This is a genomic window from Micromonospora sp. NPDC005299 (assembly GCF_042872345.1).
Classification (GTDB): Bacteria; Actinomycetota; Actinomycetes; order Mycobacteriales; family Micromonosporaceae; genus Micromonospora.
In genome coordinates, this window is the sequence record NZ_JBIAKG010000010.1 from 178905 (window position 1) to 200118 (window position 21214).

General features: G+C 73.0%; 19 protein-coding genes. 5 read left to right on the forward strand and 14 right to left on the reverse strand.

Annotated elements, in window-relative coordinates:
* Nucleotides 1-6: 6 nt before the first annotated feature.
* From ACFYPD_RS25995 to ACFYPD_RS26005, 3 genes are all read left to right on the forward strand, one after another.
* A complete protein-coding gene (locus ACFYPD_RS25995; RefSeq protein WP_387118577.1) occupies nt 7-2037 on the forward strand; it encodes a protein kinase in 2031 nt (676 codons plus the stop codon).
* A 200-nt stretch (nt 2038-2237) separates the two neighbouring features.
* Nucleotides 2238-3047: a metal-dependent hydrolase gene (locus ACFYPD_RS26000; protein WP_387118579.1), complete on the forward strand. Its 810-nt coding sequence runs from the start codon at nt 2238-2240 to the stop codon at nt 3045-3047.
* Nucleotides 3044-3976: an amidohydrolase family protein gene (locus tag ACFYPD_RS26005; RefSeq protein ID WP_387118582.1), complete on the forward strand. Its 933-nt coding sequence runs from the start codon at nt 3044-3046 to the stop codon at nt 3974-3976. The genes ACFYPD_RS26000 and ACFYPD_RS26005 overlap by 4 nt, the downstream gene beginning before the upstream one ends.
* A 9-nt stretch (nt 3977-3985) precedes the next feature.
* Here the strand turns inward: ACFYPD_RS26005 and ACFYPD_RS26010 are convergent, their stop codons facing one another.
* Nucleotides 3986-5053: a phosphotransferase family protein gene (locus tag ACFYPD_RS26010; protein WP_387118585.1), complete on the reverse strand. Its 1068-nt coding sequence runs from the start codon at nt 5051-5053 to the stop codon at nt 3986-3988.
* 65 nt (nt 5054-5118) lie between these two features.
* Nucleotides 5119-6360 carry an MFS transporter gene (locus ACFYPD_RS26015; protein WP_387118588.1) on the reverse strand — a complete coding sequence of 414 codons (1242 nt, stop codon included), beginning with the start codon at nt 6358-6360 and terminating at the stop codon, nt 5119-5121.
* Between the two features lie 72 nt (nt 6361-6432).
* Here ACFYPD_RS26015 and ACFYPD_RS26020 point away from each other — a divergent pair, with 72 nt between their 5' ends.
* Nucleotides 6433-7296: a LysR family transcriptional regulator gene (locus ACFYPD_RS26020; protein WP_387118591.1), complete on the forward strand. Its 864-nt coding sequence runs from the start codon at nt 6433-6435 to the stop codon at nt 7294-7296.
* Between the two features lie 13 nt (nt 7297-7309).
* On the opposite strand, the gene ACFYPD_RS26025 is transcribed toward ACFYPD_RS26020, so the two are convergent.
* The 8 genes from ACFYPD_RS26025 to ACFYPD_RS26060 all read right to left on the reverse strand — a co-directional run bounded on the left by ACFYPD_RS26025 (nt 7310) and on the right by ACFYPD_RS26060 (nt 15675).
* Nucleotides 7310-8068: a hypothetical protein gene (locus ACFYPD_RS26025; RefSeq protein ID WP_387118594.1), complete on the reverse strand. Its 759-nt coding sequence runs from the start codon at nt 8066-8068 to the stop codon at nt 7310-7312.
* Between the two features lie 46 nt (nt 8069-8114).
* Entirely contained in the window at nt 8115-8717 is a 603-nt protein-coding gene (locus tag ACFYPD_RS26030) for an NTP transferase domain-containing protein (RefSeq protein WP_387118597.1), read from the reverse strand.
* A 143-nt stretch (nt 8718-8860) separates the two neighbouring features.
* Complete coding sequence (locus tag ACFYPD_RS26035) at nt 8861-10564, reverse strand: bifunctional 3'-5' exonuclease/DNA polymerase (RefSeq protein WP_387118771.1); 1704 nt, start codon at nt 10562-10564, stop codon at nt 8861-8863.
* 33 nt (nt 10565-10597) lie between these two features.
* Entirely contained in the window at nt 10598-11551 is a 954-nt protein-coding gene (locus ACFYPD_RS26040) for a carbohydrate ABC transporter permease (protein ID WP_387118600.1), read from the reverse strand.
* A 13-nt stretch (nt 11552-11564) separates the two neighbouring features.
* A complete protein-coding gene (locus ACFYPD_RS26045; protein WP_387118603.1) occupies nt 11565-12506 on the reverse strand; it encodes a carbohydrate ABC transporter permease in 942 nt (313 codons plus the stop codon).
* A gap of 22 nt (nt 12507-12528) precedes the next feature.
* Nucleotides 12529-13941, reverse strand: a complete 1413-nt coding sequence (gene ngcE, locus ACFYPD_RS26050) for an N-acetylglucosamine/diacetylchitobiose ABC transporter substrate-binding protein (RefSeq protein WP_387118606.1) — start codon at nt 13939-13941, stop codon at nt 12529-12531.
* Nucleotides 13942-13966: 25 nt separating this feature from the next.
* Nucleotides 13967-14716: a sugar isomerase domain-containing protein gene (locus ACFYPD_RS26055; RefSeq protein ID WP_387118609.1), complete on the reverse strand. Its 750-nt coding sequence runs from the start codon at nt 14714-14716 to the stop codon at nt 13967-13969.
* Nucleotides 14713-15675 carry a MurR/RpiR family transcriptional regulator gene (locus tag ACFYPD_RS26060; RefSeq protein ID WP_387118612.1) on the reverse strand — a complete coding sequence of 321 codons (963 nt, stop codon included), beginning with the start codon at nt 15673-15675 and terminating at the stop codon, nt 14713-14715. The genes ACFYPD_RS26055 and ACFYPD_RS26060 overlap by 4 nt, the downstream gene beginning before the upstream one ends.
* Before the next feature lie 153 nt (nt 15676-15828).
* Between ACFYPD_RS26060 and ACFYPD_RS26065 the strand changes: the two genes are divergently transcribed.
* Complete coding sequence (locus ACFYPD_RS26065) at nt 15829-16815, forward strand: N-acetylglucosamine kinase (protein ID WP_387118615.1); 987 nt, start codon at nt 15829-15831, stop codon at nt 16813-16815.
* 272 nt (nt 16816-17087) lie between these two features.
* On the opposite strand, the gene ACFYPD_RS26070 is transcribed toward ACFYPD_RS26065, so the two are convergent.
* The 4 genes from ACFYPD_RS26070 to ngcE (ACFYPD_RS26085) all read right to left on the reverse strand — a co-directional run bounded on the left by ACFYPD_RS26070 (nt 17088) and on the right by ngcE (ACFYPD_RS26085) (nt 21020).
* Nucleotides 17088-17639: a hypothetical protein gene (locus ACFYPD_RS26070; RefSeq protein WP_387118618.1), complete on the reverse strand. Its 552-nt coding sequence runs from the start codon at nt 17637-17639 to the stop codon at nt 17088-17090.
* Between the two features lie 86 nt (nt 17640-17725).
* Complete coding sequence (locus ACFYPD_RS26075; protein WP_387118621.1) at nt 17726-18634, reverse strand: carbohydrate ABC transporter permease; 909 nt, start codon at nt 18632-18634, stop codon at nt 17726-17728.
* Nucleotides 18631-19539 (reverse strand): carbohydrate ABC transporter permease, encoded by a 909-nt coding sequence (locus ACFYPD_RS26080; RefSeq protein WP_387118624.1) that lies wholly within the window; start codon nt 19537-19539, stop codon nt 18631-18633. Before ACFYPD_RS26080 ends, ACFYPD_RS26075 begins: the two co-directional genes overlap by 4 nt.
* 65 nt (nt 19540-19604) lie before the next feature.
* Nucleotides 19605-21020, reverse strand: a complete 1416-nt coding sequence (ngcE, locus tag ACFYPD_RS26085; RefSeq protein ID WP_387118627.1) for an N-acetylglucosamine/diacetylchitobiose ABC transporter substrate-binding protein — start codon at nt 21018-21020, stop codon at nt 19605-19607.
* Nucleotides 21021-21214 lie beyond the last annotated feature (194 nt).

Consider the following 21214-nt stretch of genomic DNA (forward strand, 5'->3'; position numbering starts at 1 on the left):
AGTGCGGTGCAGCAGGTAACGATCGCCGGCCGGTACCGCCTGCTCGACCTGGTCGGACGCGGCGGGATGGGCCGGGTCTGGCGCGCCCGGGACGAGATGCTGCACCGCGAGGTGGCGGTGAAGCAGGTGGTGCCACCGGGCTGGCTCGCCGCGGACGAACGCGACGAGTTGCGCGGCCGGACCCTCCGCGAGGCGCGCGCGGCCGCCCGCCTCAGCCACCCCAACGTGGTCCGGGTCTACGACGTGGTCCGGGTCGACGGCGACCCGTGGCTGGTGATGGAGTACGTCCCGTCGCGGTCGTTGCAGGAGATCATCGAGACGGACGGGCCGGTGGACCCGCGCCGGGCGGCCGGGATCGGGCTGGCGGTGTTGGCCGCGCTGCGCGCGGCGCACGAGGCGGGCGTGCTGCACCGGGACGTGAAGCCGGCCAACGTGCTGCTGGCCCGGGACGGTCGGGTGCTGCTCACCGACTTCGGGCTGGCCGTCTTCGACGGCGGCGACGGGATGATGACCCGCCCCGGCCTGGTCCTCGGCTCCCCGCAGTACGTGGCCCCGGAGCGGGCCGCGGAGGGAGTGTCCAGCGTCGAGGCCGACCTCTGGTCGCTGGGCGCCACCCTGCACGCGGCCGTGGAGGGCCGCTCCCCGTACGCCCGCAGCACCGCGATGGCCACGCTGGCCGCGCTGGCCAGCCGGCCGCCGGACCCGGCGCCGCACGCCGGCCCGCTGGCGCCGGTGCTGGTCGGGCTGCTGCGCCGCGACCCGCGGCACCGGCTCGGCCACGACGACGCGGCCCGGCTGCTGGCCGCCGCCACCGCGCCGACGGTCGACGTGCCCGGCTGGCCGGTGACCGGCGCCGCACCCGCGCCACCCGCCGGCGGGCCGGGCCGGGACAGCGGCGGCACGGGACGCGCAGCCGGCGGGCCGGGCCGGGACAGCGGCGGCACGGCACGCGCAACCGGCGAACCGGGCTGGGACAGCACCGGCGCCACCGCCGTGCCGCCAGCGGAGCGCGCCTACCCGGACGTGATGCCCCCGGCCGCCGCCGCCCGCGAGTGGAGCCGGGCCGCGCGCCGGAGCGAGTGGGCGGCGCCGCCGGCCGGATCGGACGGCGACGCCACCCTGCCGCTGGCCGCGGGCCACCCCGGAGCCGCGGACAGCCGGCCCGGCGGGGGCGGGCCCGACGAGCCCGCGCGCACCGTCGGGGCCGGCGCCTCCGCTGCCACCAGCGGGCCGGCCGGCACCCCCATCGCCGACGGCGACGCGGTGGACGGCCCACCAGCCCTGGGCGGGCCCGCGGGCGGGAGCGGCGAGCGGCGCCGGGCCGCGATGCGGCGCTGGGCGCTCGCGGCGGCCGCCGCCGTGCTCGCCGTGGCGGCGGGGATCGGCACCGCCCTGGCGGTCACCGACGACCACGACGGGCGGCCGGACGGCGACCCGCACGGCGAGGGGCTGGGCGAACCCTGGGAACACCCTCCCGGCCCGCCCGGCGGCCCGCCGCCCGGCGCCCCGCCGCCCCCGTTCCCGTGCGTGCGGCCCGACGCGGCGGGCAACCCGGTGCGGGCCGGCTCGCCGCCCGCCGACGCGGCGCTCACCCTCCCGGCAGGCTGGATCTGGTACGCCGACTCCGCGGGCTTCCGGGTCGCGGTGCCGGCCGGCTGGCTGCACCTGCGGTCCGGCAGCACCACCTGCTTCCAGGACCCCACCACGCGGCGGATCCTCGGAGTCGAGCCCTACCCGGCCGGCGGCGGCCCGGTGGACCAGTTGCGGGCGGCCGAACGGGAGCTGACCACCGATGGCCGGCTGCCCGGCTACCAGCAGGTGCGGCTGACCGCCGTCGGCGGCGGCGCGGAGTGGGAGTGCCGCTGGACCGCCCCGTACGGGGAGCGGATGCACGCGCTGCGGGTGCTGCCCGGCGACGCCGGCGGCTGGACCCTCGGGTGGACCACCTCCGACGCCGACTGGCCCGCCGCGGCCACGCAGCTGGCGCTGATCCGGGACAGCTTCCGGCCGGGCCGCTCCACCCACGCGGCCGGCTGACAACCCCGTCGTCTCATCACCGACAGATGCCCCGGCACCGGGCGGCCGGAACGACATACTTCCTGGTGATCCGGCGGCGCCCGCCGGCCCGTCCACGGACCCCTTCCCCAGTGGACCGTCCGGGTGATGCCCCGCGACCCGATGCCTAACTACAGTGGCGTAGTTTTGTCGATCAAGATCTCTGGGGAGGGCGAGCCGAGATGATGGGACCATCCCACGCGCTGTCCGGCGCGGCGGTGTGGCTGACCGGCTCCTGGGCGCTGGACCAGTTCGCCGACTACCACCAGACGCCGCTCGCGCTGGCGGTCGGCACCGCGGTCTGCGCGGGCGGGGCGCTCTTCCCCGACCTCGACCTGTCCGGCAAGGTGACCCGCAACCAGGGCGGCGCCACCGTGGCCCGGACCTTCGGTGTGTTCAGCCTCTTCATCGCCGAGGTGATGGAGAAGATCTCGCTGGGCGTCTACTACGCGACCAAGCTGAGCAAGGACCCGCGCCGCAACAACGGGCACCGGACGCTGACCCACACCATCCCGTTCACCCTGCTGGTCGGCTGGGGCACCACCGCGCTCTGCGCCGCGTACGGCAAGTGGGCGGTGGTCAGCATCCTCTTCTTCATGATCGGCCTGGCGCTGCGCGGGCTCTTCGACGAGTGGGCCGAGCGGGCCGGCTGGGTGGTCGTCACCCTGGTCTCGGCGGCCGCGGCCTGGTTCACCTTCGCCAACCTGCCCGGTGACCGTGGCTATCCCCTCATCGGCACCGCCGTCGGGGTGGGCTGCTTCGTGCACATCCTCGGGGACATGATCACCCGGGCCGGGGTGCCGATCCTCTGGCCCATCCCGATCAAGCGGCGGATGTGGACGATGATCGGGCTGCCCAACGGCATCGCGCTGCGCACCGGGAGCAAGGCCGAGACGATCGTGCTGCGCGCGGCGCTGACCGTGCTCGCCGTGCTGGCCGCGGTGGGGCTGGTAGCGCCCTCGGTGCTGCAGCGGTTCGACATTCAGGTATGACGGACCCGGGCGACGGCGGCGAGGAACCGGCGGACCACACCCGGCCACCGGCCGAGGACGCGGCCGTGCCGGAGTTCTGGCGACGGCTCGGGTTGCCCGGGCTCGCCGACGTGCACACCCACTTCCTGCCGCCCCGGATGCTGCGCAAGGTGTGGGCGTACTTTGACGCGGCCGGGCCGCTGGTCGGCACCGAGTGGCCGATCCGGTACCGGTGGGACGACGAGGCGCGGGTGGCGCACCTGCGCCGGCTCGGCGTGCGGGCGTTCAGCGCGCTGGCGTACCCGCACCGGCCCGGCATGGCGGAGGCGCTGAACGGGTGGACGCTGGACTTCGCGGCGCGTACCCCGGGTTGCCTGCCCTCGGCGACCTTCTTCCCGGAGCCGGCGGCCGCGCGCTACGTGGCGGACGCCCTCGCGGCCGGCGCCCGGGTGTTCAAGGTGCACGTCCAGGTGGGCGGCTTCGCGCCGACCGACCCGGAGTTGGACGCCGTGTGGGGGCTGCTGGCCGAGGCGGGCGTGCCGGTGGTGGTGCACGCCGGGCACGCGCCGGTCGGCACGGTGCACACCGGACCGGCGTCGTTCGCCGCGCTGCTCACCCGGCACCCCGGGCTGACCGCGATCGTGGCGCACCTGGGCGCGCCCGACTACGCGGCCTTCCTGGACCTGGCGGAGCGGTACCGGCACGTGCGGCTGGACACGACGATGGCGTTCACCTCGTTCTTCGACCGGTTCATGCCGTTCCCGGCGGCGGAGCTGCCGCGGCTGCGCGAGCTGGGGCTGGCCGGCAAGGTGCTGCTCGGCAGCGACTTCCCGAACATCCCCTACCCGTATGCCGAGCAGCTCGACGGGCTGGCCCGGCTCGACCTGGGTGACGACTGGCTGCGGGCGGTCTGCTGGGGCAACGCGGCCGCGCTGTTCGACCTGGCGTGAGCGGGCGGGTCAGCCGACCGAGGTGGCCGCCCACCGGGCGAGGAGTTCCAGGACCGGGCGCCGGCCGGCGAACATGGCCGCCTCGTCCCGCCGGTCGTAGGTCTGGCCGGTGGCGCCGCCGGCCCGGTTGAGCATCACGGGTGCCAGCCAGAAGTACTTGGCCGCGCCGCTGAGCCGCACCGCACGGGCGACCAGCGCCGGATCGACAGCGCCGCGCAGCCCATCGACGTAGCCGTCCAGCACCGCGTCCGCCACGTCGGCCAGCAGCGCCACGTCCACCAGGCCGTCGAAGAAGGTGTCCAGGACCAGGTTGGCCGCATCCTCGCCGATGGGCCCCGGGCCGACGAAGGACCAGTCCAGCAGGACCGGGCCGCCGTCGGCGAACACCAGGTTCGTCGGCCAGACGTCGTGGTGGCAGAGGGTACGGGGCAGCCGGTCGGTGGCCGCCAGCACGGCCTGCCGCTGCTCCCACAGTCGGCGAAGGTCGTCCCGCAGCGACACCGGCCAGGTGGCGACGGCGACCGGATGGCCCCAGGGCACCGGCTCGGTGACCGGCCGGCTCAGCGTGTAGTCGCGCAACCAGTCCCGGGCCAGCCAGTCGTACCGCGGCACGTTTCCGCCGCGGCGGGTGACCGGGGCGGAGCCGGGGCCGGCGAGCCAGGAGGCCTGGGCGGCGCCGAGCCGACGAGCCAGGTCGGCGAGGTCCCGTACGGTGCAGGCGGTGCCCGGGCGGCCCACCGCCTCGGTCAGCCAGAGCGCGACCGTCCCGTCCGGACGATCGTCGATCGCCAGCGGGTCCGGAGCGACGAGACCGGCGTCCGCGTAGCAGGTCACGGCCAACCCGCTCCGGTACGCCTCCACCTCGCGCCGCCAGTAGTTCCAGTGCCCGGCGTCGTCACTCGCCGCCCAGTGCGCCGGGCCGACGCCGGCTCCCGGCGGCGCGATCAGTTTGAGCACCGCCAGCCGCCCGGCGCGACGCGTCCGCCAGATTCCGCCGGTGACCCCGTTGAGCGGGTTGTGCGCCAGCGGATGTGCCGGGACCTCAGCGGGAACGAGGTCGGCCGGAGGGCGGGTCACCGGGCGAGCCTAACGCCGTGGGACGGGACGCACTGTCCCGTACGACTGCCGCGAGGCGCGGCCGGTCAGGCTGCCACCCGGTCCCGGACCGGCCGATCGGGCGGCGGGGCCGCCGCCCGGATCCCCTTCGGCGGCGGGAGCAGCCAGGGCCCGGCGAGGAGCCCGACGGCGACCTGGGCGGCGCCCGCGACGACCAGCGTCGGACCGGCGCCGGCCAGGCCGATCACCGCCCCACCGCCGAGCAGGCCGATCGAGACGGCACCCTCGTGCACCAGGCTCTCCACGGCGAAGGCGGCCCGCCGTTCCGCGCCCTCGGTTCGGGTGGTGATCAGGCGGTTGACCGCGCCGATGCCCAGCGGCATGGCGAGGCCGCCCACCGCGGCCACGACCGCGATCAGCGGGAGCGACCCGGTGACCGCGGGCAGCGCCGCGAAGGTCGCGCCCAGCAGGATCCAGCCGGCCGCCATGGTGCCCAGCGGCGGCAGCCGGGGTACGAGCGCGGGCGCGACCAGCGCGCCGGCGAGCGAGCCGGCGCCGTAGCCGGTCATGCCGGCCGAGACGAGCAGCCCGGGTCGGCCCGTCTCGGCGCCGAGGATGGCGAGCCCGAGGGTGAAGGCGAACCAGGTGAGGCCGCCGACGCCGGCCATGGTCACGGCGCGGCGTACCTCGGGGTGCCGGGCGAGCACGTGCCGGAGCGCGGGAGCGCCGGTGGCGCCCTCGGCGGCGGCGGGCGCGGCGGCGCCCCGGACGGCCAGCAGCAGGGCCGCGCCGAGGGCGACGCCGGCCGCCTCCGCCCAGAGCAGCCGCAGCGGCCCGCTGACGGTGACCGCCCAGCCGGCCAGCGGCGGCGCGAGAATCATGGTGCTGCGGTGCGCGAAGTCCTGCCAGGCCAGCATCCGGGCGGCGACGCCGGCGCCTGCGCCGTCGCAGAGGTCGGCGAGCAGCGCCCGCTGGCCCGGCCCGCTGAGCGTGGTGGCGGCCCCGGTGACCAGCCCGGCGGCGGCCAGGTGCAGCGGGCCGACGGTGCCGACCGCCGCGCCGACCGGGATGACGAGCAGGCCCAGCACCTGGATCGCGAGCACCCCGGCCAGGGACCGTCCGGTGGTCAGCCGCTGCCGGAGGCCGCGCGCCCACCAGGCCGAGGTGAGCATGGGCAGCCCGACCGCGCCGCCGACCAGGCCGGTGGTCCAGGCCGAGCCGGTCTCGGCGAGCGCGACCAGGGGCAGCGCCACGGCGGTGGTGCGCTGCCCCAGCCAGGTGACGAAGGTGGTGGTGAGCATGGCGGCGATGTCGCGGCGGGTGTCCACGGTTCGATGATGTGGTCCCGCCGGAGCAGCCGGTAGCTGGTGGATCGGCCGGCTGACTCATAACCTGGACCTATGAGCTCCCTACCCACGGTCGAGGACCTGCGGCTCGTGGCGGCGCTGGCCCGGCACGGCTCGCTCGGCGCGGCGGGCCGCGAGATGCGGATCAGCCAGCCGGCCGCGAGCAACCGGCTGGCCGCGCTGGAGCGGCGGATCGGCGAGCGGCTCTTCGACCGGGACACCACGGGGGCGCGACCGACCCCGGCCGGCCGGGCGCTGGCCGCGGAGGCGGTCCACATCCTCGGCCACCTGGAGGCGATCTTCGACCGGACCCGCGCGGCGGCGCGCGGGGAGGTGTGGAGCGTCGGCACCTTTCCGAGCCTGGCCGCGTGGCTGTTCCCCGCCCTGGTGGACCTGCTCCGGGACGCGACGGTGCACCAGGTCACCGACCACGGTGACCGCCTCGTCGAGTGGGTCGGCGAGGGCTCGCTCGACGCCGCCTTCGTCACGGTCGCCAACCAGATGCGGCTGCCCGCCACGGCCACCGCGTCACCCGTGGCCGGCGACCGGCTGGCCCTGCTCACCCCGCCCGGGGTACGGCTCGGGCCCGGGCGCCGGCCGTTCGCCGGGCTCGACGTGGTGGCGCACAGCTACGACCCGTCCGCGGACGCACTGCACCGGCGGCTCTCCGCGCTGGGCGCCCGGCCGAAGCCGGCGGCCACGGGCGAGACGGCGGTCCGGATGGGCCGGCTGCTCGGCTGCCCGGTCGTCCTGCCGCGCGGGCTCGCGCTCGCGTACGCGGCCCCGGACGAGCAGGTGGCGCCGGCACCGGTGCCGGGCCGCTTCACCCTCTTCCTTGTCACCCGGCGACCGACGCCCGTCGCGCTGGCGGCGGCGGTGGAGGGGCTGGCCGATCGGCTCGGCCTGGAGCGGCCCTAGGCGGGGACCCCGATCAGGGCTTGGGCAGGTCGGCGCAGAGCTTCCTCGGGAAGGCCGGCTCGGTGGTGAGGACACGTCCGCAGCCGGCCTCCGTCGAGCTGGCGATCGGGGCCCAGCCCCGCTGGCCGGCCCAGCGGAGAAAGTGGCGGCGCACGTTGACCGACGCGTCGCAACCCGGCCTCGCCTCGGCACCGCACGGCACCGGATCGAACGGCACCGTCATGACCAGCCATCTGCCGTCGCAGCCCTCGGTCGACCCGGTGGAGTGCCGGGACACGTCCATGCCCCGGACCGCGACGCTGATCCAGGCGGGGTCACAGTGGTCCGTCGGCATCGGATCGCAGCCGAACGCCGCATCGCAGCGGCGGTACTCCGCACCGTCGCGTTTCCACGGCTCCTGGTTCAGCACGACGATCCGGCCGGCAATCGGCCCCGGCGCTGTCAACGTCACCTCGCCAGGCGTGTGGGTGGAGCAGGCCCCGACCGTCCCCGACAGGCGCGAATCCTGCACCACGTTGGCGTAGATCCGGTTGTTCTCCTCGGTGAAGTAGGTGATCCGCGGATGTCGGGAGCAACCGTCGGCGTCACCGAGCAGGGCCACGGTCAGCGAGAGTGAGCGCGGGTCGGCGCTGACCCGAACGGCGGTGACATCAGCCTGGTAGGTGGCCCAGCTGGTGCCCGTGGCGGAGCCGGCCGACGAGGGCACGTCGCCCGGCTCGGCGCAGCTGACGAGCGCGGCCAGGCACAGCAGGGCGGCGGCGAGTCGGCGCATGGCACGAGTGTGGCCGCTGTGCGCCCCGGCACATCCGTACGGATACTCAGCCCACCTCGGACGCGACCCGCTGTTCGGGGATGTTCAGGCCGTAGAGGGCCATCAGTTCCGGGCTGTCGATCCGGCTGCCGTCGGCCACCGAGTCGCAGGCGATGTCGACGATCTGGTCCTTGTGCGCCAGCAGGTACGGCCGGGCGCCCACGTCGGCGCTGGCCAGGGTGGCGATGCCGGACCAGTGCCGGCGGCCGAAGAGCATCGGGTAGCCGCGCAGCCCGTCGTAGGTGGCGCAGACCAGCACGTCCGGGTACGGCAGGGCGGCGACCCGGCGGACCGCCGCGGCGGTGAGCCCGGGCATGTCCACCGGCACCACGACCACGGCCTCGATGGTCTCGTCGGTCAGCGCGGCGAGCCCGGCGCGGATCGAGGAGCCGACCCCGGTCCCCCAGGCCCGGTTGACCACCACGGTGGCCGCGGTCAGGTCGGTGGTCTGCCGCACCTGGTCCGCCGCGGCGCCCAGCACGACGACGACCTCCACGCAGCCCGCCTCGGCCATCGTGTCGATCATCCGGCTGACCAGAGGCTTCTCCCCCTGGTGCAGCAGCGCCTCGGGTCCGCCGATCCGGCGGCCTCCACCAGCGGCGATGATCATTCCTGCGATCCGGTTCAGCGGTGCCCCCTCGACCTGGGGGACGGACCGGACGCAGCCGCGCCCGGTCCGTCCCGTCGTACGCACACCGGGCCCAACGAGCGCGCCGGGGAGCGGGTAGCGGGGCAAAACGGAAAATTGCGTGGCTATGCCGCGTCGGCGTAGCAGTCCACCACGGAGAGGTCGAGCGGGAAGCGGACCGGGGTGTCCCCGAAAAGCAGCCGGGTGGCCCGCTCGCCGGCCTCGGTGACCGCCGCGACGACCGCCTCGGCCGTCTCGGCCGGGCAGTGCACGATCACCTCGTCGTGCTGGAAGAAGACCAGCTCGGACCGGGTGCCGGCCAGCTCGGTGCGGAGCGTGGCCAGCAGCGTGGACGCCCACTCGGCGGCGGTCGCCTGGATGACGAAGTTGCGGGTGAACCGCCCGCGCGAGCGGGCCGCCCGAGCGCGCGGGCTCTGCGGATCCACCCCGCCGTCCACCACCGCCTCATCGCCGTCACCGAAACCGACCGACCCCGGCGGGCAGGTACGCCCCAGCCACGACCGGACCAGCCCGCCCGCCTCGCCGGTGCGGGCCGCCGCCTCGACGTGGCCGAACGCCGTCGGGTAGCTCTTCCTCAGCACCGCCAGGGCGGGCACCGCGGCGCCGCCGGTCTGCCCGTACATGGCGCCGAGCAGAGCCACCTTGGCGCGGGCCCGGTCACCGGCGAAGGCGTCCCGGGCCAGCGCCGCGTAGAGGTCACCGGCGCCGCCGGCGGCCGCCAGCCGCTCGTCGCCGGAGACCGCGGCGAGCACCCGCGGTTCGAGCTGGCCCGCGTCGGCCACCACGAACGTCCAGCCCGGGTCGGCCACCACGGCGCGGCGGATCACCTTCGGGATCTGCAACGCCCCGCCGCCCCGGGTGGCCCAGCGGCCGGAGACCACGCCGGCGGGCACGTACTCCGGGTGGAAGCGGCCGCCGGAGACCCAGGCGTCGCGCCAGGCCCAGCCGTGCGCCGTCCAGATGCGGTAGAGCTCCTTGTATTCCAGGACCAGCGGCACCGCCGGGTGCTCCACCCCGCGCAGCACCCAGGCCCGGGTGTTCGGCAGCTCCACGCCGGCCCGCGCGAACGCCTTCAGCAGCTCGGCCGGGGAATCGGCGTGCAGCTGGCGGACGCCGAACGCCTCGGCGATCCGCGCGGCCAACTCGGCCAGCCGGCGGGGCGGCCCGCCGACCGGGGACGCCTCGCCGAGCAGGTCGGCCAGGATCGCGTCGTGCACGTCGGCACGCCAGGGCAAGCCGGCCGCGCCCATCTCGGCGGCGATCAGCGCGCCCGCCGACTCGGCGGCCACCAGCAGCCGGAACCGGCCGGGGTGTTCGGTCCGGGCGATCCGGGCGAGCTGGTCCGCGTACACCCGGGTCGACGCCGCGATGCCCGGACCGGGCGGGCCGGACGGCGCGTCGAAGAGCGCACCCTGGCCGTGGCCGGGCGGCTCCGGCTGGCGTGGGGCCGGGTCCGGCGGGACCGGCGCCCCGGTGAGCCGGGCCCAGGCGGCGGCGAGCGCGCGCGGCTCGCCCCAGCGGCCGGCGTGGCCGAGCAGCAGCGCCTCGGTCAGCTCGACGTCGTGGCACCGGTCGAGCCGGACGCCGGCGCGCAGCAACGCCGGGTAGAGGGTGGCGCCGGTGGCCCACACCCAGCGGGGCCGGTCGGCGGCCTCCCGGGCGGCCACCGCGGCGGCCAGGTCGGCCACCGGCTCCGCCGGGCCGGCCGGGCCCCCACCGTCGTCGAGCGGTTGCAGCACACCGCCGCCCCGCTCGTCCGCCACCACCGCCACCAGCACGGACGCGATTCTGCCCGGCCCCTCCGACAGACGGCGGAGGGACCGGGCAGGGGGTCGCGGGAGCTACTTGCTGACGCCGGCCGTGAGGCCGGACTGCACCTGACGCTGGAACACGATGTACACGATCAGCACCGGCAGCATCGCCATGGTGACTCCGGCGAAGAGGCCGGACCAGTCGGACTTGTAGCCCTGGTTGACCGACAGCTCGATCAGCCCCTGGGCGATCACCTGGTGCTTCGGCTCACCGGAGACCGACTGCATGAGCAGGGTCGGCAGGTACCACTGGTTCCACTGGCCGAGCACGTTGAAGATGCCGATGCTGATCAGGCCGGGCTTGGCCATCGGCAGCATGACGCTGAAGAAGGTCCGGGTGTGCGAGGCGCCGTCGACCTGGGCCGCCTCGGCGATCGTGTCGGGCAGCGTCCGGAAGAACGAGTGCATGAAGAAGACGGTGAACGACAGCGACCAGGCCACATAGACCAGAATCAGCGTGAGGTGCTTGTTCGGGCCGAGCAGCGGAAACACCACGTTCATGTTGTAGACGCCCTTGAACAGTGGCACCGCGGCGAGGTAGACCGGCAGGGTCAGCCCCGACAGGAACATCCAGTAGATCAGCCGGTTGCCCCGGAACTCGTAGCGGGCCAGCGCGTACGCCGCCATCGAGCCCAGCAGCATCGTCAGGGTCACGCTGAAGACGAGCACGAGCAGCGTGTTCAGGAAGAAGCTGTCGATCCCGGCCGTCCAGGCCCGGGCGAAGTTGTCCCACTGCAGCGACTTGGGGAGCAGCGACAGGGGCTCGCGGATCACCTCCGAGTCGGTCTTGAGTGCGGACATCACCACCCACAGCAGCGGGTAGATCACCATCACGGCCCACACCACCAGGAACAGGTGCGAGAAGCCGTTGAATATCCGACCGCCGATGCTGGCGGCGGCTCCCGCCCGTCGGCCCGCTGCCGGACCGGCCGGCGGCACCGCGTCGGGTCGCCTCTGGTCGGAGGTGTGGGTCACCGTGCTCATCGTCCAGGCCTCCTCAGAACTCGATCCGGTCACGACGGGTAATCCTCAGCTGGACGGCGGCCAGCAGGATGGTGAAGATGGCCAGCGCCACGGCGATCGCACAGGCGTAGCCGAACTGGCCCTTCTGGAACGCGTTGAACTGGATCACCGAGGCGAAGATCTCGCTGGCGTGGTTCGGGCCGCCCTGGCTCGGCGTCATGACGAAGACCAGGGCGTACATGTCCAGGGCGATGAAGCCCAGATAGACCCAGGCGACCGAGATGGTGTCCCGGAGCAGCGGCAGGGTGACCCGGAAGAACGTGTCGAACCGGCCGGCCCCGTCGAGGATCGCCGCCTCGTAGATGTCCTTCGGGATCGACTGCATGGCCGCGGAGAAGAGGACCATGTAGAAGCCGGCGCCGCTCCAGACCGCGATGAGCAGCAGCCACCAGAGCACCGCGGGGATGCCGAGGAACGGCTCCGGGTCGGCGGTGAAGGCGATCGGGTTCTCCGCGTCGACCAGCCCGATCTTGATGAGCAGGCCGTTGATCAGGCCCTGGTTGTCGGTCCGATAGATCTGCTGCCACATGACGGCGATGACCACCAGCGACAGCACCTGCGGGAAGAAGAAGATGACCTTGTAGAGGGCGGAGCCGAACACCCCGCGGATGCCGGCCCTGTCCTCGCGTCCGCCCACGTTGAGCAGGAACGCGAGGAACAGGGCCAGCGCGATGGTGAACAGCGGCACGGTGACCAGGAAGAAAACGTTGTGCCAGAACGCCTTCCGGATCAGCTCGTCGGAGAGCAGCCGGACGTAGTTGTCCAGCCCGACGAAGCGCTGGGAGTCCGAGTACCCACCCCAGTCGGTCAGCGAATATCCCGCCGCCTGCACGAACGGCCACACCACGTAGAACAGGTACAGCGCGACGGGCAGGGCCAGGAAGCCCGTGACGAAACGCGCGACTCCGTGCCGCATAGGACTCACTCTCTCCGTCGGATCAGGCGGTGCGGGTCTGCTTCTTGATCGACGAGTCCTTGGCGACCTTGTCGGCGGCCGCCTGCATCTTGTCGACGAACTGCTGCGCGGTGAGGCGACCGGCCATCAGCTCCTCGGAGAGGTTCTGGCTCTCCTTGTCCAGGTCGGCGTAGAAGTCCTGGAACTTGACCGAGATGAGCTCGGTGCCGCCGTTCTTCATCAGGCTGTTGGCGCTGGAGAGCGCCGTGTCCTGCACGTTGTCGCCGGAGCCCTTGGTGGAGGCCAGCGACTTGGTCAGCTCGGCGAACTTGGCCGAACCCGCCTTCGACAGGATCGCCCGCAGGAACTCCTTCGCGGCCTCCTTGTTCGGGGCCTTGCTCGGCACGACGAAGCCCTCACCGGACGCGGCGAACACGTCCTTCGGCGCCTTGTCGTCCGCGTTGTGCCAGTAGTCGGACAGGGTCAGCTCGAAGCCCGGCGGGATGGTCGCCGCCATCTCGTTCTTCAGCCAGGTGCCGACCTGGATGAACGCCGCCTTGCCGTCGAGCCAGGCCTGCTGGGACTGGGTGTGGTCGAGCTTGCCGGGGAGGAGCAGCTTGTCCTTGACCAGCTTCTCCCACGGCTCCAGCGCCTTGAGCACGCCGTCGGCCTTCCAGGCGTTCTCCTTCAGGTTGTCGATGTCGACGACGACCTGCTTGCCGGCGGTCTTCCAGATGCTGGCCATGAGCCCCCAGCGCGGGTAGTAGCCGTGGACGGCGTCGTGGACGAAGGGCGCCATGCCCTTGGCCTTGATCTTCGGGGCCAGGGCGAAGAACTCGTCCCAGGTGGTCGGCGGCTGCCAACCCTCCTTCTTGAACAGCGCCGCGTTGTACCAGTTGCCCCACACCGTGTACGCCACGTTCACGACGTAGAACTTGCCGTTCTGGGTGCCGTCGCCCACCGTGCCCGGCAGCAGCGAGTCCGCGACGGTGCCCTCGCCGTCCCAGGCGGGCGCGGTGAGCAGGTCGTCGAGCGGCTCGATGGCGCCCTCGTTGATCAGGGTGCTGCGGTCCATCATGTCGGCGCCCGAGTTCATGACCAGGTCACTCGGCTGCGTCGACATCTTCGGCTGCTCTTCGGTCTTGATCTTCTGGGTCGAAGACATGTTGACCGTGACGTTCGGGTGCTTGGCGCTGAAGATGACCTTGTCTTCCTTGGCCCACTGGTCGCCCAGGCCGCCGTTGAAGATGACCACCTTGACGGCGCTGCCGTCCTTAACACCGAACGGGTTGTCCTTGCTCTTGGCCGCGCCGCCGGTGTCGGACTTCTCCGGCTCGCTGCCGGCGCAGGCGCTGAGCAGGCCCATCGCCGGGGCGGCGAGGAGGCCCGCCGCGGCGGCCCGCTGGAGCAGGGTCCGGCGACTGAGGTCACCGAGGTTCTCGGGGCTAACCGACATCTTTGTCTCTCCTTGTGGTGTCGGGTCAGGCGGTCCGCCGGAGGCGCCCGGCGTACCGCGACTCGAGGGCGAGGTTGTGCTCGTCCCCACCGGGGACGTTGGCGGAGAGGTAGATAGGGGGTACCTCCCCGGCCTGGTGGAACCGTCGTACGACCTCGGCGGTCAGCAGCTGCGCCAGCAGCGCCGCGGTGACCGACGAGACCGCACAGACCGCGCCGCCGCCCTCGAGCGGCAGCAGTGCGTCACCGTACGGCGCGCCGTTGTCCAGCACGACGTCGGCGAGGTCGGCGAGCCGGTGGCCGGACGGGTGCCGTGGGGCGACCCGTGCGGTGTGCTCGACCGAGGTGACCGCGATCAGCGGGTGGCCGTGCTCCCGGACCAGCGTCGCCAGCTCGACCACCGAGCCGTTGATGCCGGACTGGGAGGCGACCACGAACACGTCCTCCGGCTGCGGCGCCGCCAGGGCGTAGAGCTGGTGCGCCACGGCCGGGTCGCGTTCCAGCTTGGGGTCGGCGAGCACGTCGCGGGGCGCGTCGCCGTGCAGCACGAGGTCGTGCAGGGAGAGTCGGTTGGTCGGGACCAGGCCGCCGGCCCGGGCCACCAGCTCGGCGGCGAACGCCTCGGAGTGGCCGGCGCCGAACGCCTGGAGCACCCCGCCGGCACGCAGGCCGCCGGCGATCACGTCGGCCGCCCGGTCGACCGCCTCCGCCTGGCTGTCGACCAGCCGGTCGAGCACCGGGCGGACCGCGTCCGCGTACCGCTGGGCACTGATCATGAGGTGGCCCCCTTCTCGGCCTTGTGCCCGTCGACGGCCTGGGCGGTACGCCGGAAGGCCGCGTGGGCGCGGTCGTGGGTGCGCTGCGCCACCGCGATGTAGAGCAGATCGAGCACGACGAGCTGGGGGTGCCGCGCGGAGAGCGCGTCGGGCCGGAAGGTGGTGGCCTGGCTGGCGGTGACCAGCACGATGTCGGCCAGCTCGGCCAGCGGCGAGCGGGGGAAGCCGGTCAGCGCGACCGTGGTCGCCCCCCGGCTGCCCGCCTCCGCGAGCATCTCGATGGTCTCCCGGGTCTGCCCGGTGTGCGAGATGCCGAGCGCGACGTCGCCGACGCCGAGCAGCGCGGCGCTCGCCAGCCCCTCGTGCACGTCGCTCCAGGCCCAGGCGGCCACCCCGATGCGGTGCAGGCTGAACTGCATCTCCTCGCCCACCAGGGCGCTGCCGCTGGCGCCGAAGATGTTCACCCGGCTGGCCCCGGCGATGGCCACGGCCGCCCGCTCCACCTCGCCGAGGTCGAGCAGCGCGGCGGTGTCGTGCATGGCCCGGGTGTCGGCGGCCATGATCTGGTCGAGCACCCGGGACAGCGGGTCGCTGGGCTGGATCTCCCGGCCGATGTCGACCGTCCAGCCCGCCGAGCGGGCCCGGCCGGTCTCCGCCGCGATGCCGAGGCGCAGGTCGGCGTAGCCCTCGAAGCCCATGGCCCGGCAGAACCGGGTGATGGTGGCCGGTGAGGTGCCGCTACGCTCGGCCAACTCGACGATGGTGGCCCGGGCCGCTGCCTCCGGGTCGCTGAGCACGTGCTCGGCGACCCGGCGCAACGCCCCCGTCAGCTCCCCCGCCCCGGCGCGGACCCTGGCCAGCACGCCGTCGGAGGAGACCGTCATCGCACCCCGCCGGTCGAACGCGTAGGCGTCGACCACCGCGGTCCCCGCGGGGGTGTCCACCTCGTGATCAACCATGGGATGCCTTTCGGAAAAGAGTGTTAACTGTTAGTGGTAAAAGTTCTTACTGAAGGCCCCTCCGTGTCAAGGCCGTGGGCGAAGTTTTCAAACTGTTACCTGGCGCACAGCCCGGATCTTGCGTCCCGGAGCCCGGCCGACCAGCATGAAGGGATGTCGGACAGCGCCGTGGTCGGCCTCGACGTCGGGGGTACGTCCACCCGTGCGACCGCCCTCAGCCTCGACGGGGTGCGCCTCGGCGTCGGCCGTGCCGGCGGCGGCAACCCGACCAGCCACGGAGCCGATCGGGCCGCCGCCGAACTCCTCGCCGCGCTGCGCGCCGCGCTCGCCGACGTCGACCCGACCCGGGTCCGTGCCGGCGTCATCGGGCTGGCCGGGGCCGGCCGGCTCCTCGCCGACCCGCAGGGCCGGGCCGCCTTCGACCGGGCCTGGGCCGACGCCGGCCTGCGCTGCCCCTACGCCGTCCACGGCGACGCCCTAGTCGCCTACGCCTCCGGCACGGCGGCCCCGGACGGCACCGTGCTGATCGCCGGCACCGGCGCGATCGCCGCCCAGGTACGCGACCTGCGCCTCGACCGCACCGCCGACGGGCACGGCTGGCTGCTCGGCGACGCCGGCTCCGGCTTCTGGCTGGGCCGGGAGGCGGTCCGCCGGCTGCTCACCGACCTGGACCGGGCCCACCCACCCGGCGACCTGGCCCGCCAGGTGCTCGCCGAGCTGACCGGCACCTCCGAGGTCGCCGCCCGCCCCCGCGCGACCGCGGACACGGTGGTGCAGGCGGTGACCCGGCGACCGCCGGTCGAGCTGGCCCGGCTCGCGCCGCTGGTCGTCACGGCGGCCCGGGACGGCGAGCCGACCGGCCTGGCCCTGGTCGCGGAGGCGGCCGCGCTGCTGGCCGAAAGCGCCTCCCGCATCCGGCCGCCCGACGCGGCCGGCCCGGTGGTGCTCGGCGGCGGCCTGCTCACCGGGGACACCCCGCTGGCCGCCGCGGTCCGCGCCGAACTGGCCCGCCGCTGGCCGGACGCCCCACTGCACAGCGCCGGCGACGGGGCGGCGGCAGCCGCCTGGCTCGCCGCCCGCGACCTGCCCGAGGTCGCCGACCCGGCGGCACTGCACGCCCTGCTCGTCCCGCCCGCCTGACCCCATCAGCCGGTGACATCACGAACGACTCAGCTCGACAGGGCGCGGCGCAGAGACCACCGGCCGGCGGGGAGGCGCGGCGCGCATGCCCGAACCGAGGAAACACCGATGCCGGCGACCGCGACGCGGACTCCCGAATCGGTGGTCACAATCGGTCAGTCCCGCGAGCCGACCCCGCCGGCTCGCCGGCGTGACGCCTGGGCGGGGGCCGGAACGAAAGCAGCGGGCCGGTCGACAGCGCGTCGACCGGCCCGCGTGCGCGGTGCGGGGGTTCAGGCGTTCGGGTGGCCCGGCTGCGCCTGCGGCTGGCCGTACTGCCCCTGCGGCGCCGGCTGGCCGTACTGGCCCTGCGGCTGGCCGTACTGGGCCTGCGAGGCCGGCTGGCCGTAGGGCGCCTGCGGTGCCGGGTGGCCGGGCTGGTGCGGGGCCTGGCCGGGGTGGCCGTGCGGCGCCTGGCCGTAGGGGGCGGGTTGACCCTGCGGGGCCGGCCAGCCCTGGCCCGGCTGGCCCGGGGCGGACGGGGCGAACTGGCCCGGCTGGGGCGCGCCGGCGAACTGGTGCACCGCGGCCTGCTCACGGGCCTCCTTACGGGCCTTCACCGCGCGCACGATCAGCAGGATCGGCAGGATGAAGACGTAGAAGAAGATCCGGTAGGAGCCGCCCTCGAAGAGGAACATCAGGTAGAAGCCGTAGGCGAAGAGCGCGAGGCCGACGACCACGTTGAGGATCCGGGCTCCGGTGCCCTGCTCCTTGATGGCGATGCCGATGGCGACCATCGCGATGCCGCCGAGCAGCAGCAGGAGGTCATAGATGAGGAAGAACATGCGATTCCTGTCGATCGGTGAAGGTGCCGGCCCACGATAGAGGAGCCCTCAGCGGTCGCGCTGCCCCGTTGCCTGTGGCAACGACCTCACTTGAGCTGCCCGGCGGTGAGGCCGGTCTGGATCTGCCGCTGGAACGCGACGTACACCGCCAGCACCGGCAGGGTGGCGATGGTCAGTCCCGCGAACAGGCCGCTGAAGTCACCCTGGTAGCCCTGGCTGACCGCGAGCGCGGTGAGGCCCTGCGCCAGCACCCACTTGGAATCGTCGCCCTGCATCAGCACCTGCGGCAGGATGAACTGGTTCCAGTGGCTGAGGAAGTTGAAGATCGCCACGCTGATCAATCCCGGTCGCGCCATCGGCAGCATTACCCGGAAGAAGAGCCGGAAGTGCCCGCAGCCGTCGATGAGCGCCGCCTCGGCGATCGACGTGGGAAGCGTCCGGAAGAAGGCGGTCAGGAAGAAGACCGTGAAGGGCAGCGAGTAGGCGGCGTATACCAGGATCAGCCCGGTCCAACTGCCGAACAGGCCGGCGTTGCGCACCACGAAGAAGAGCGGCACGAGGGCGAGGAACACCGGGAACATCATCCCGCCGACGAACAGGTAGTAGACGACCTGCCGGCCCCGGAACTCGTACCGGGCGAAGACGTACGCCGCCGCGGCGCCGAGCAGCATGGTGAGGGTGAGCGAGCCGGCCACCACGATGCCGCTGTTCAGGAAGTACCGGCCGATGTGCGCCTCGGTCCAGGCCCGGGACCAGTTCTCGAAGCGCAGCGCCCCCGGCAGCCCCCAGGGGTCGGAGAGGATCTCGCCGTCGCTCTTGAACGAGCTGATGAACATCCACAGCAGCGGCAGCGCGGTCAGCGCCGCCCAGAGCAGCAGGAAACCGTGCGAGAAGAGGTTGGCGACGCCCAGTTCGCGGCGCAGCCGCCGATCCTTGCCGCGGGCGGCCCCGGGCTTCTCCGCCGCCGTCGTGGTGGGCCGATCCAGCGTGGTCACGAGTATTCGATCCGATCGCGACGGGCGGTACGCAGCGCCAGCACCGCGACCGACAGGGTCAGGAACAGCATCACCACGCCGATCGCGGAGGCGTACCCGAACTTGCTCTCGCTGCCGAACGCGGTCTCGTACATCCGCAGGCCGATCACGTCGGAGGAGAAGTTGGGGCCGCCGTTGGTCATCTGCTGGACCAGGATGAAGCCGTCCAGCGCGGCGATGGCCAGATAGATCCAGGCGACCTGCACGGTGTCCCAGAGCAGCGGCACGGTGATCCGGCGCAGGGTGGTCCACCGTGACGCCCCGTCGAGCATCACCGCCTCGTAGATGTCCCGCGGGACGGCGGACATGGCGGCGCCGAAGAGCACCACGTAGAACCCCACGTTGCTCCAGACCATCACCGCCAGCACGCACCAGAATGCCGTACGCGGGTCACCGAGCCAGGTCGGCGCCGGCAGGCCCAGGGCCCGCAACGCGCCGTTGAGCAGGCCGTTGTTGGGGTGGTAGACCTCCTTCCAGAGGAGGGCGATGATCACTACCGAGAGCACCTGCGGGAAGAAGTAGACCATCCGGTAGACGGAGGTGCCCCGGACGCCGGTGACCCCGGCCCGCCCCTTGCGGCCACCCATGTTGAGCATGGTGGCGAAGAACAGTCCGAGCCCGATGGTGAGCACCGGCACCACGGCGAGCATGATCGCGTTGTTCTTGATCGCGTTCCACACGTGGCCGTCGTGCAGCAGCGTCCGGAAGTTGGCCATCCCCACCGGGTCGGCGTGCGCGGAGTAGCCGAGCCAGTTGGTGGTGGAGATCTGGAACGCCTGCAGGTACGGCGACAGCACGAAGACGCCGTAGAGCAGCAGCGGTGGCACCAGGAAGGTGATGATCAGCGGGTACTTGCCGTGTCTCACGAGATGACCTACTCCCCCAGCGGCAGCACGGTGGGGGCGGACGGGCCGCCCCCACCGGCCGGATGTTACGCGGCCCGCTTGTACTTCTTGATCGAGCTGTCCTGGGCGATCGAGTCGGCGCCCTTCTGGCACTGGTCGAGGAACTCGGCCGGAGTGCTCCGGCCGCTGAAGAACTCGCCGCACGCGGCGTCGACCAGCTCACGCTCGAGCTTGCGGTAGTAGTTGTTGTAGACCCAGTTGAAGCCGTTGCTGCCGGACGCCTCCAGCGCCTTGACCACGCTGGTCAGGCCGAACGGCAGCTCGACCCCGTCGGTCGCGCCGGCCACCACGGTCAGGCTGGAGACCTTCTTCGTGAAGTCCTGGGCGCCCTTCTTGGAGAGCATCATCCGGAAGTACTCCAGGCCGCCGGCGACGTTCTTCGCCTTCGACGGCACCATGAACGGCTCGCCCGCGGTGCCCCGGATCGCCTCGAACGGCAGCTTGTCCCCGCTGCCCAGGCTCGGCGTCGGCGCGATGGTCATGTTGAAGCCGGCCGGGGTCACCTTCGCCTGCTCGCTCTCCAGCCAGGAGCCGCAGGAGATGAAGGCGGCTTTGCCCTGGCACCAGGCGGTCTGCGACTGGATGTGGTCCAGGCCTGGCGAACCGTCCAGGATGTACTTGTCCTTGACGATCTGGTACCAGGCGTCGGCCGCCGCCTTCATGGCGTCGGACTTCCAGGCGTTCGGCTCGAGGTTGTCGATCGCGAGCGCCACCGACGGCCCGCCGAGCTTGATCGCGGTGGCGATCAGCGGCCAGCTCATGTAGCGGGGGTGCTTGCCCGCGTACGTCCAGGGGGCGATCCCCGCGGCCTTGATCTGCTTGCAGAGCGCGATGTGCTCGTCCCAGGTCTTCGCGTACTGCCAGTTGCGCTCGGTGAAGGTCTTGGTGGAGTACCAGATGCCGTAGGCGGTGTACGTGTAGTTGAGGACCATGAACTTGCCGTCGTACGAGCCGACCTCGACGGCGCCGGGGAGCAGGGTGTCCTTCACGGACTTGCCGGGGACGTCCAGGCTGGGCGCGGCGAGCAGGTCGCCCAGGTCGGCGATGGCGTTCTGCGAGACCAGACCGTTGAAGTCGATCTGACCGGCACCGGAGTTGTTCACCACGTCCGGTGGGGTGCCGTCGACGAAGCGCGGCTGGAGGGTCTTGTTGATCTCCTGCGTGGCCGAGTGGTTGATCTTCGCCTTCGGGTACTTCTCCTTGTACATGGCCTCGTGGGCCTTGGCGTACTCCTCGCCGAAGCCGCCGTTGAAGATCACCACCTCGAGCGGGGCGTCCTCCTTGACGCCGAGCGGGTTCTGCTCGCTCTTGGTGCCCTTGTAGGCGCCGGAGTCGCCCTTGTCGTCGTCACCGGAGGTGGCGCAGCCGGCGAGCAGGCCGGCGGCGGGGGTGGCCAGCAGGCCGGCGGTAGCGGTCCGCCGGAGGATGTCACGCCTGTTCATCGCATCTCCTCGGTTCGGGTACGCGCGGCCCGCCGGAGTCTGGGGGAACGGCGGCCGCGACGTCGAGGCTCTGGGTGTCAGCTGTCGCTTGTCTTCAATTAACTTGATGTTGCTGAAGAATTTCTACGGCAGCGCGGCGCGGACCACAAGACCTCACGACCGAACTGTTATCCATACCGGTCGGTCGCCGCTGG

Coding starts and splice junctions, on each gene's coding strand:
- ngcE (WP_387118606.1), bottom strand. CDS start 13,941: ATGTCGGTTAGCCCCGAGAACCTCGGTGACCTCAGTCGCCGGACCCTG.
- ACFYPD_RS26020 (WP_387118591.1), top strand. CDS start 6,433: ATGAGCTCCCTACCCACGGTCGAGGACCTGCGGCTCGTGGCGGCGCTG.
- ngcE (WP_387118627.1), bottom strand. CDS start 21,020: ATGAACAGGCGTGACATCCTCCGGCGGACCGCTACCGCCGGCCTGCTG.
- ACFYPD_RS26060 (WP_387118612.1), bottom strand. CDS start 15,675: ATGGTTGATCACGAGGTGGACACCCCCGCGGGGACCGCGGTGGTCGAC.
- ACFYPD_RS26070 (WP_387118618.1), bottom strand. CDS start 17,639: ATGTTCTTCCTCATCTATGACCTCCTGCTGCTGCTCGGCGGCATCGCG.
- ACFYPD_RS26065 (WP_387118615.1), top strand. CDS start 15,829: ATGTCGGACAGCGCCGTGGTCGGCCTCGACGTCGGGGGTACGTCCACC.
- ACFYPD_RS26040 (WP_387118600.1), bottom strand. CDS start 11,551: ATGAGCACGGTGACCCACACCTCCGACCAGAGGCGACCCGACGCGGTG.
- ACFYPD_RS26030 (WP_387118597.1), bottom strand. CDS start 8,717: ATGATCATCGCCGCTGGTGGAGGCCGCCGGATCGGCGGACCCGAGGCG.
- ACFYPD_RS26045 (WP_387118603.1), bottom strand. CDS start 12,506: ATGCGGCACGGAGTCGCGCGTTTCGTCACGGGCTTCCTGGCCCTGCCC.
- ACFYPD_RS26000 (WP_387118579.1), top strand. CDS start 2,238: ATGATGGGACCATCCCACGCGCTGTCCGGCGCGGCGGTGTGGCTGACC.
- ACFYPD_RS26025 (WP_387118594.1), bottom strand. CDS start 8,068: ATGCGCCGACTCGCCGCCGCCCTGCTGTGCCTGGCCGCGCTCGTCAGC.
- ACFYPD_RS26055 (WP_387118609.1), bottom strand. CDS start 14,716: ATGATCAGTGCCCAGCGGTACGCGGACGCGGTCCGCCCGGTGCTCGAC.
- ACFYPD_RS26005 (WP_387118582.1), top strand. CDS start 3,044: ATGACGGACCCGGGCGACGGCGGCGAGGAACCGGCGGACCACACCCGG.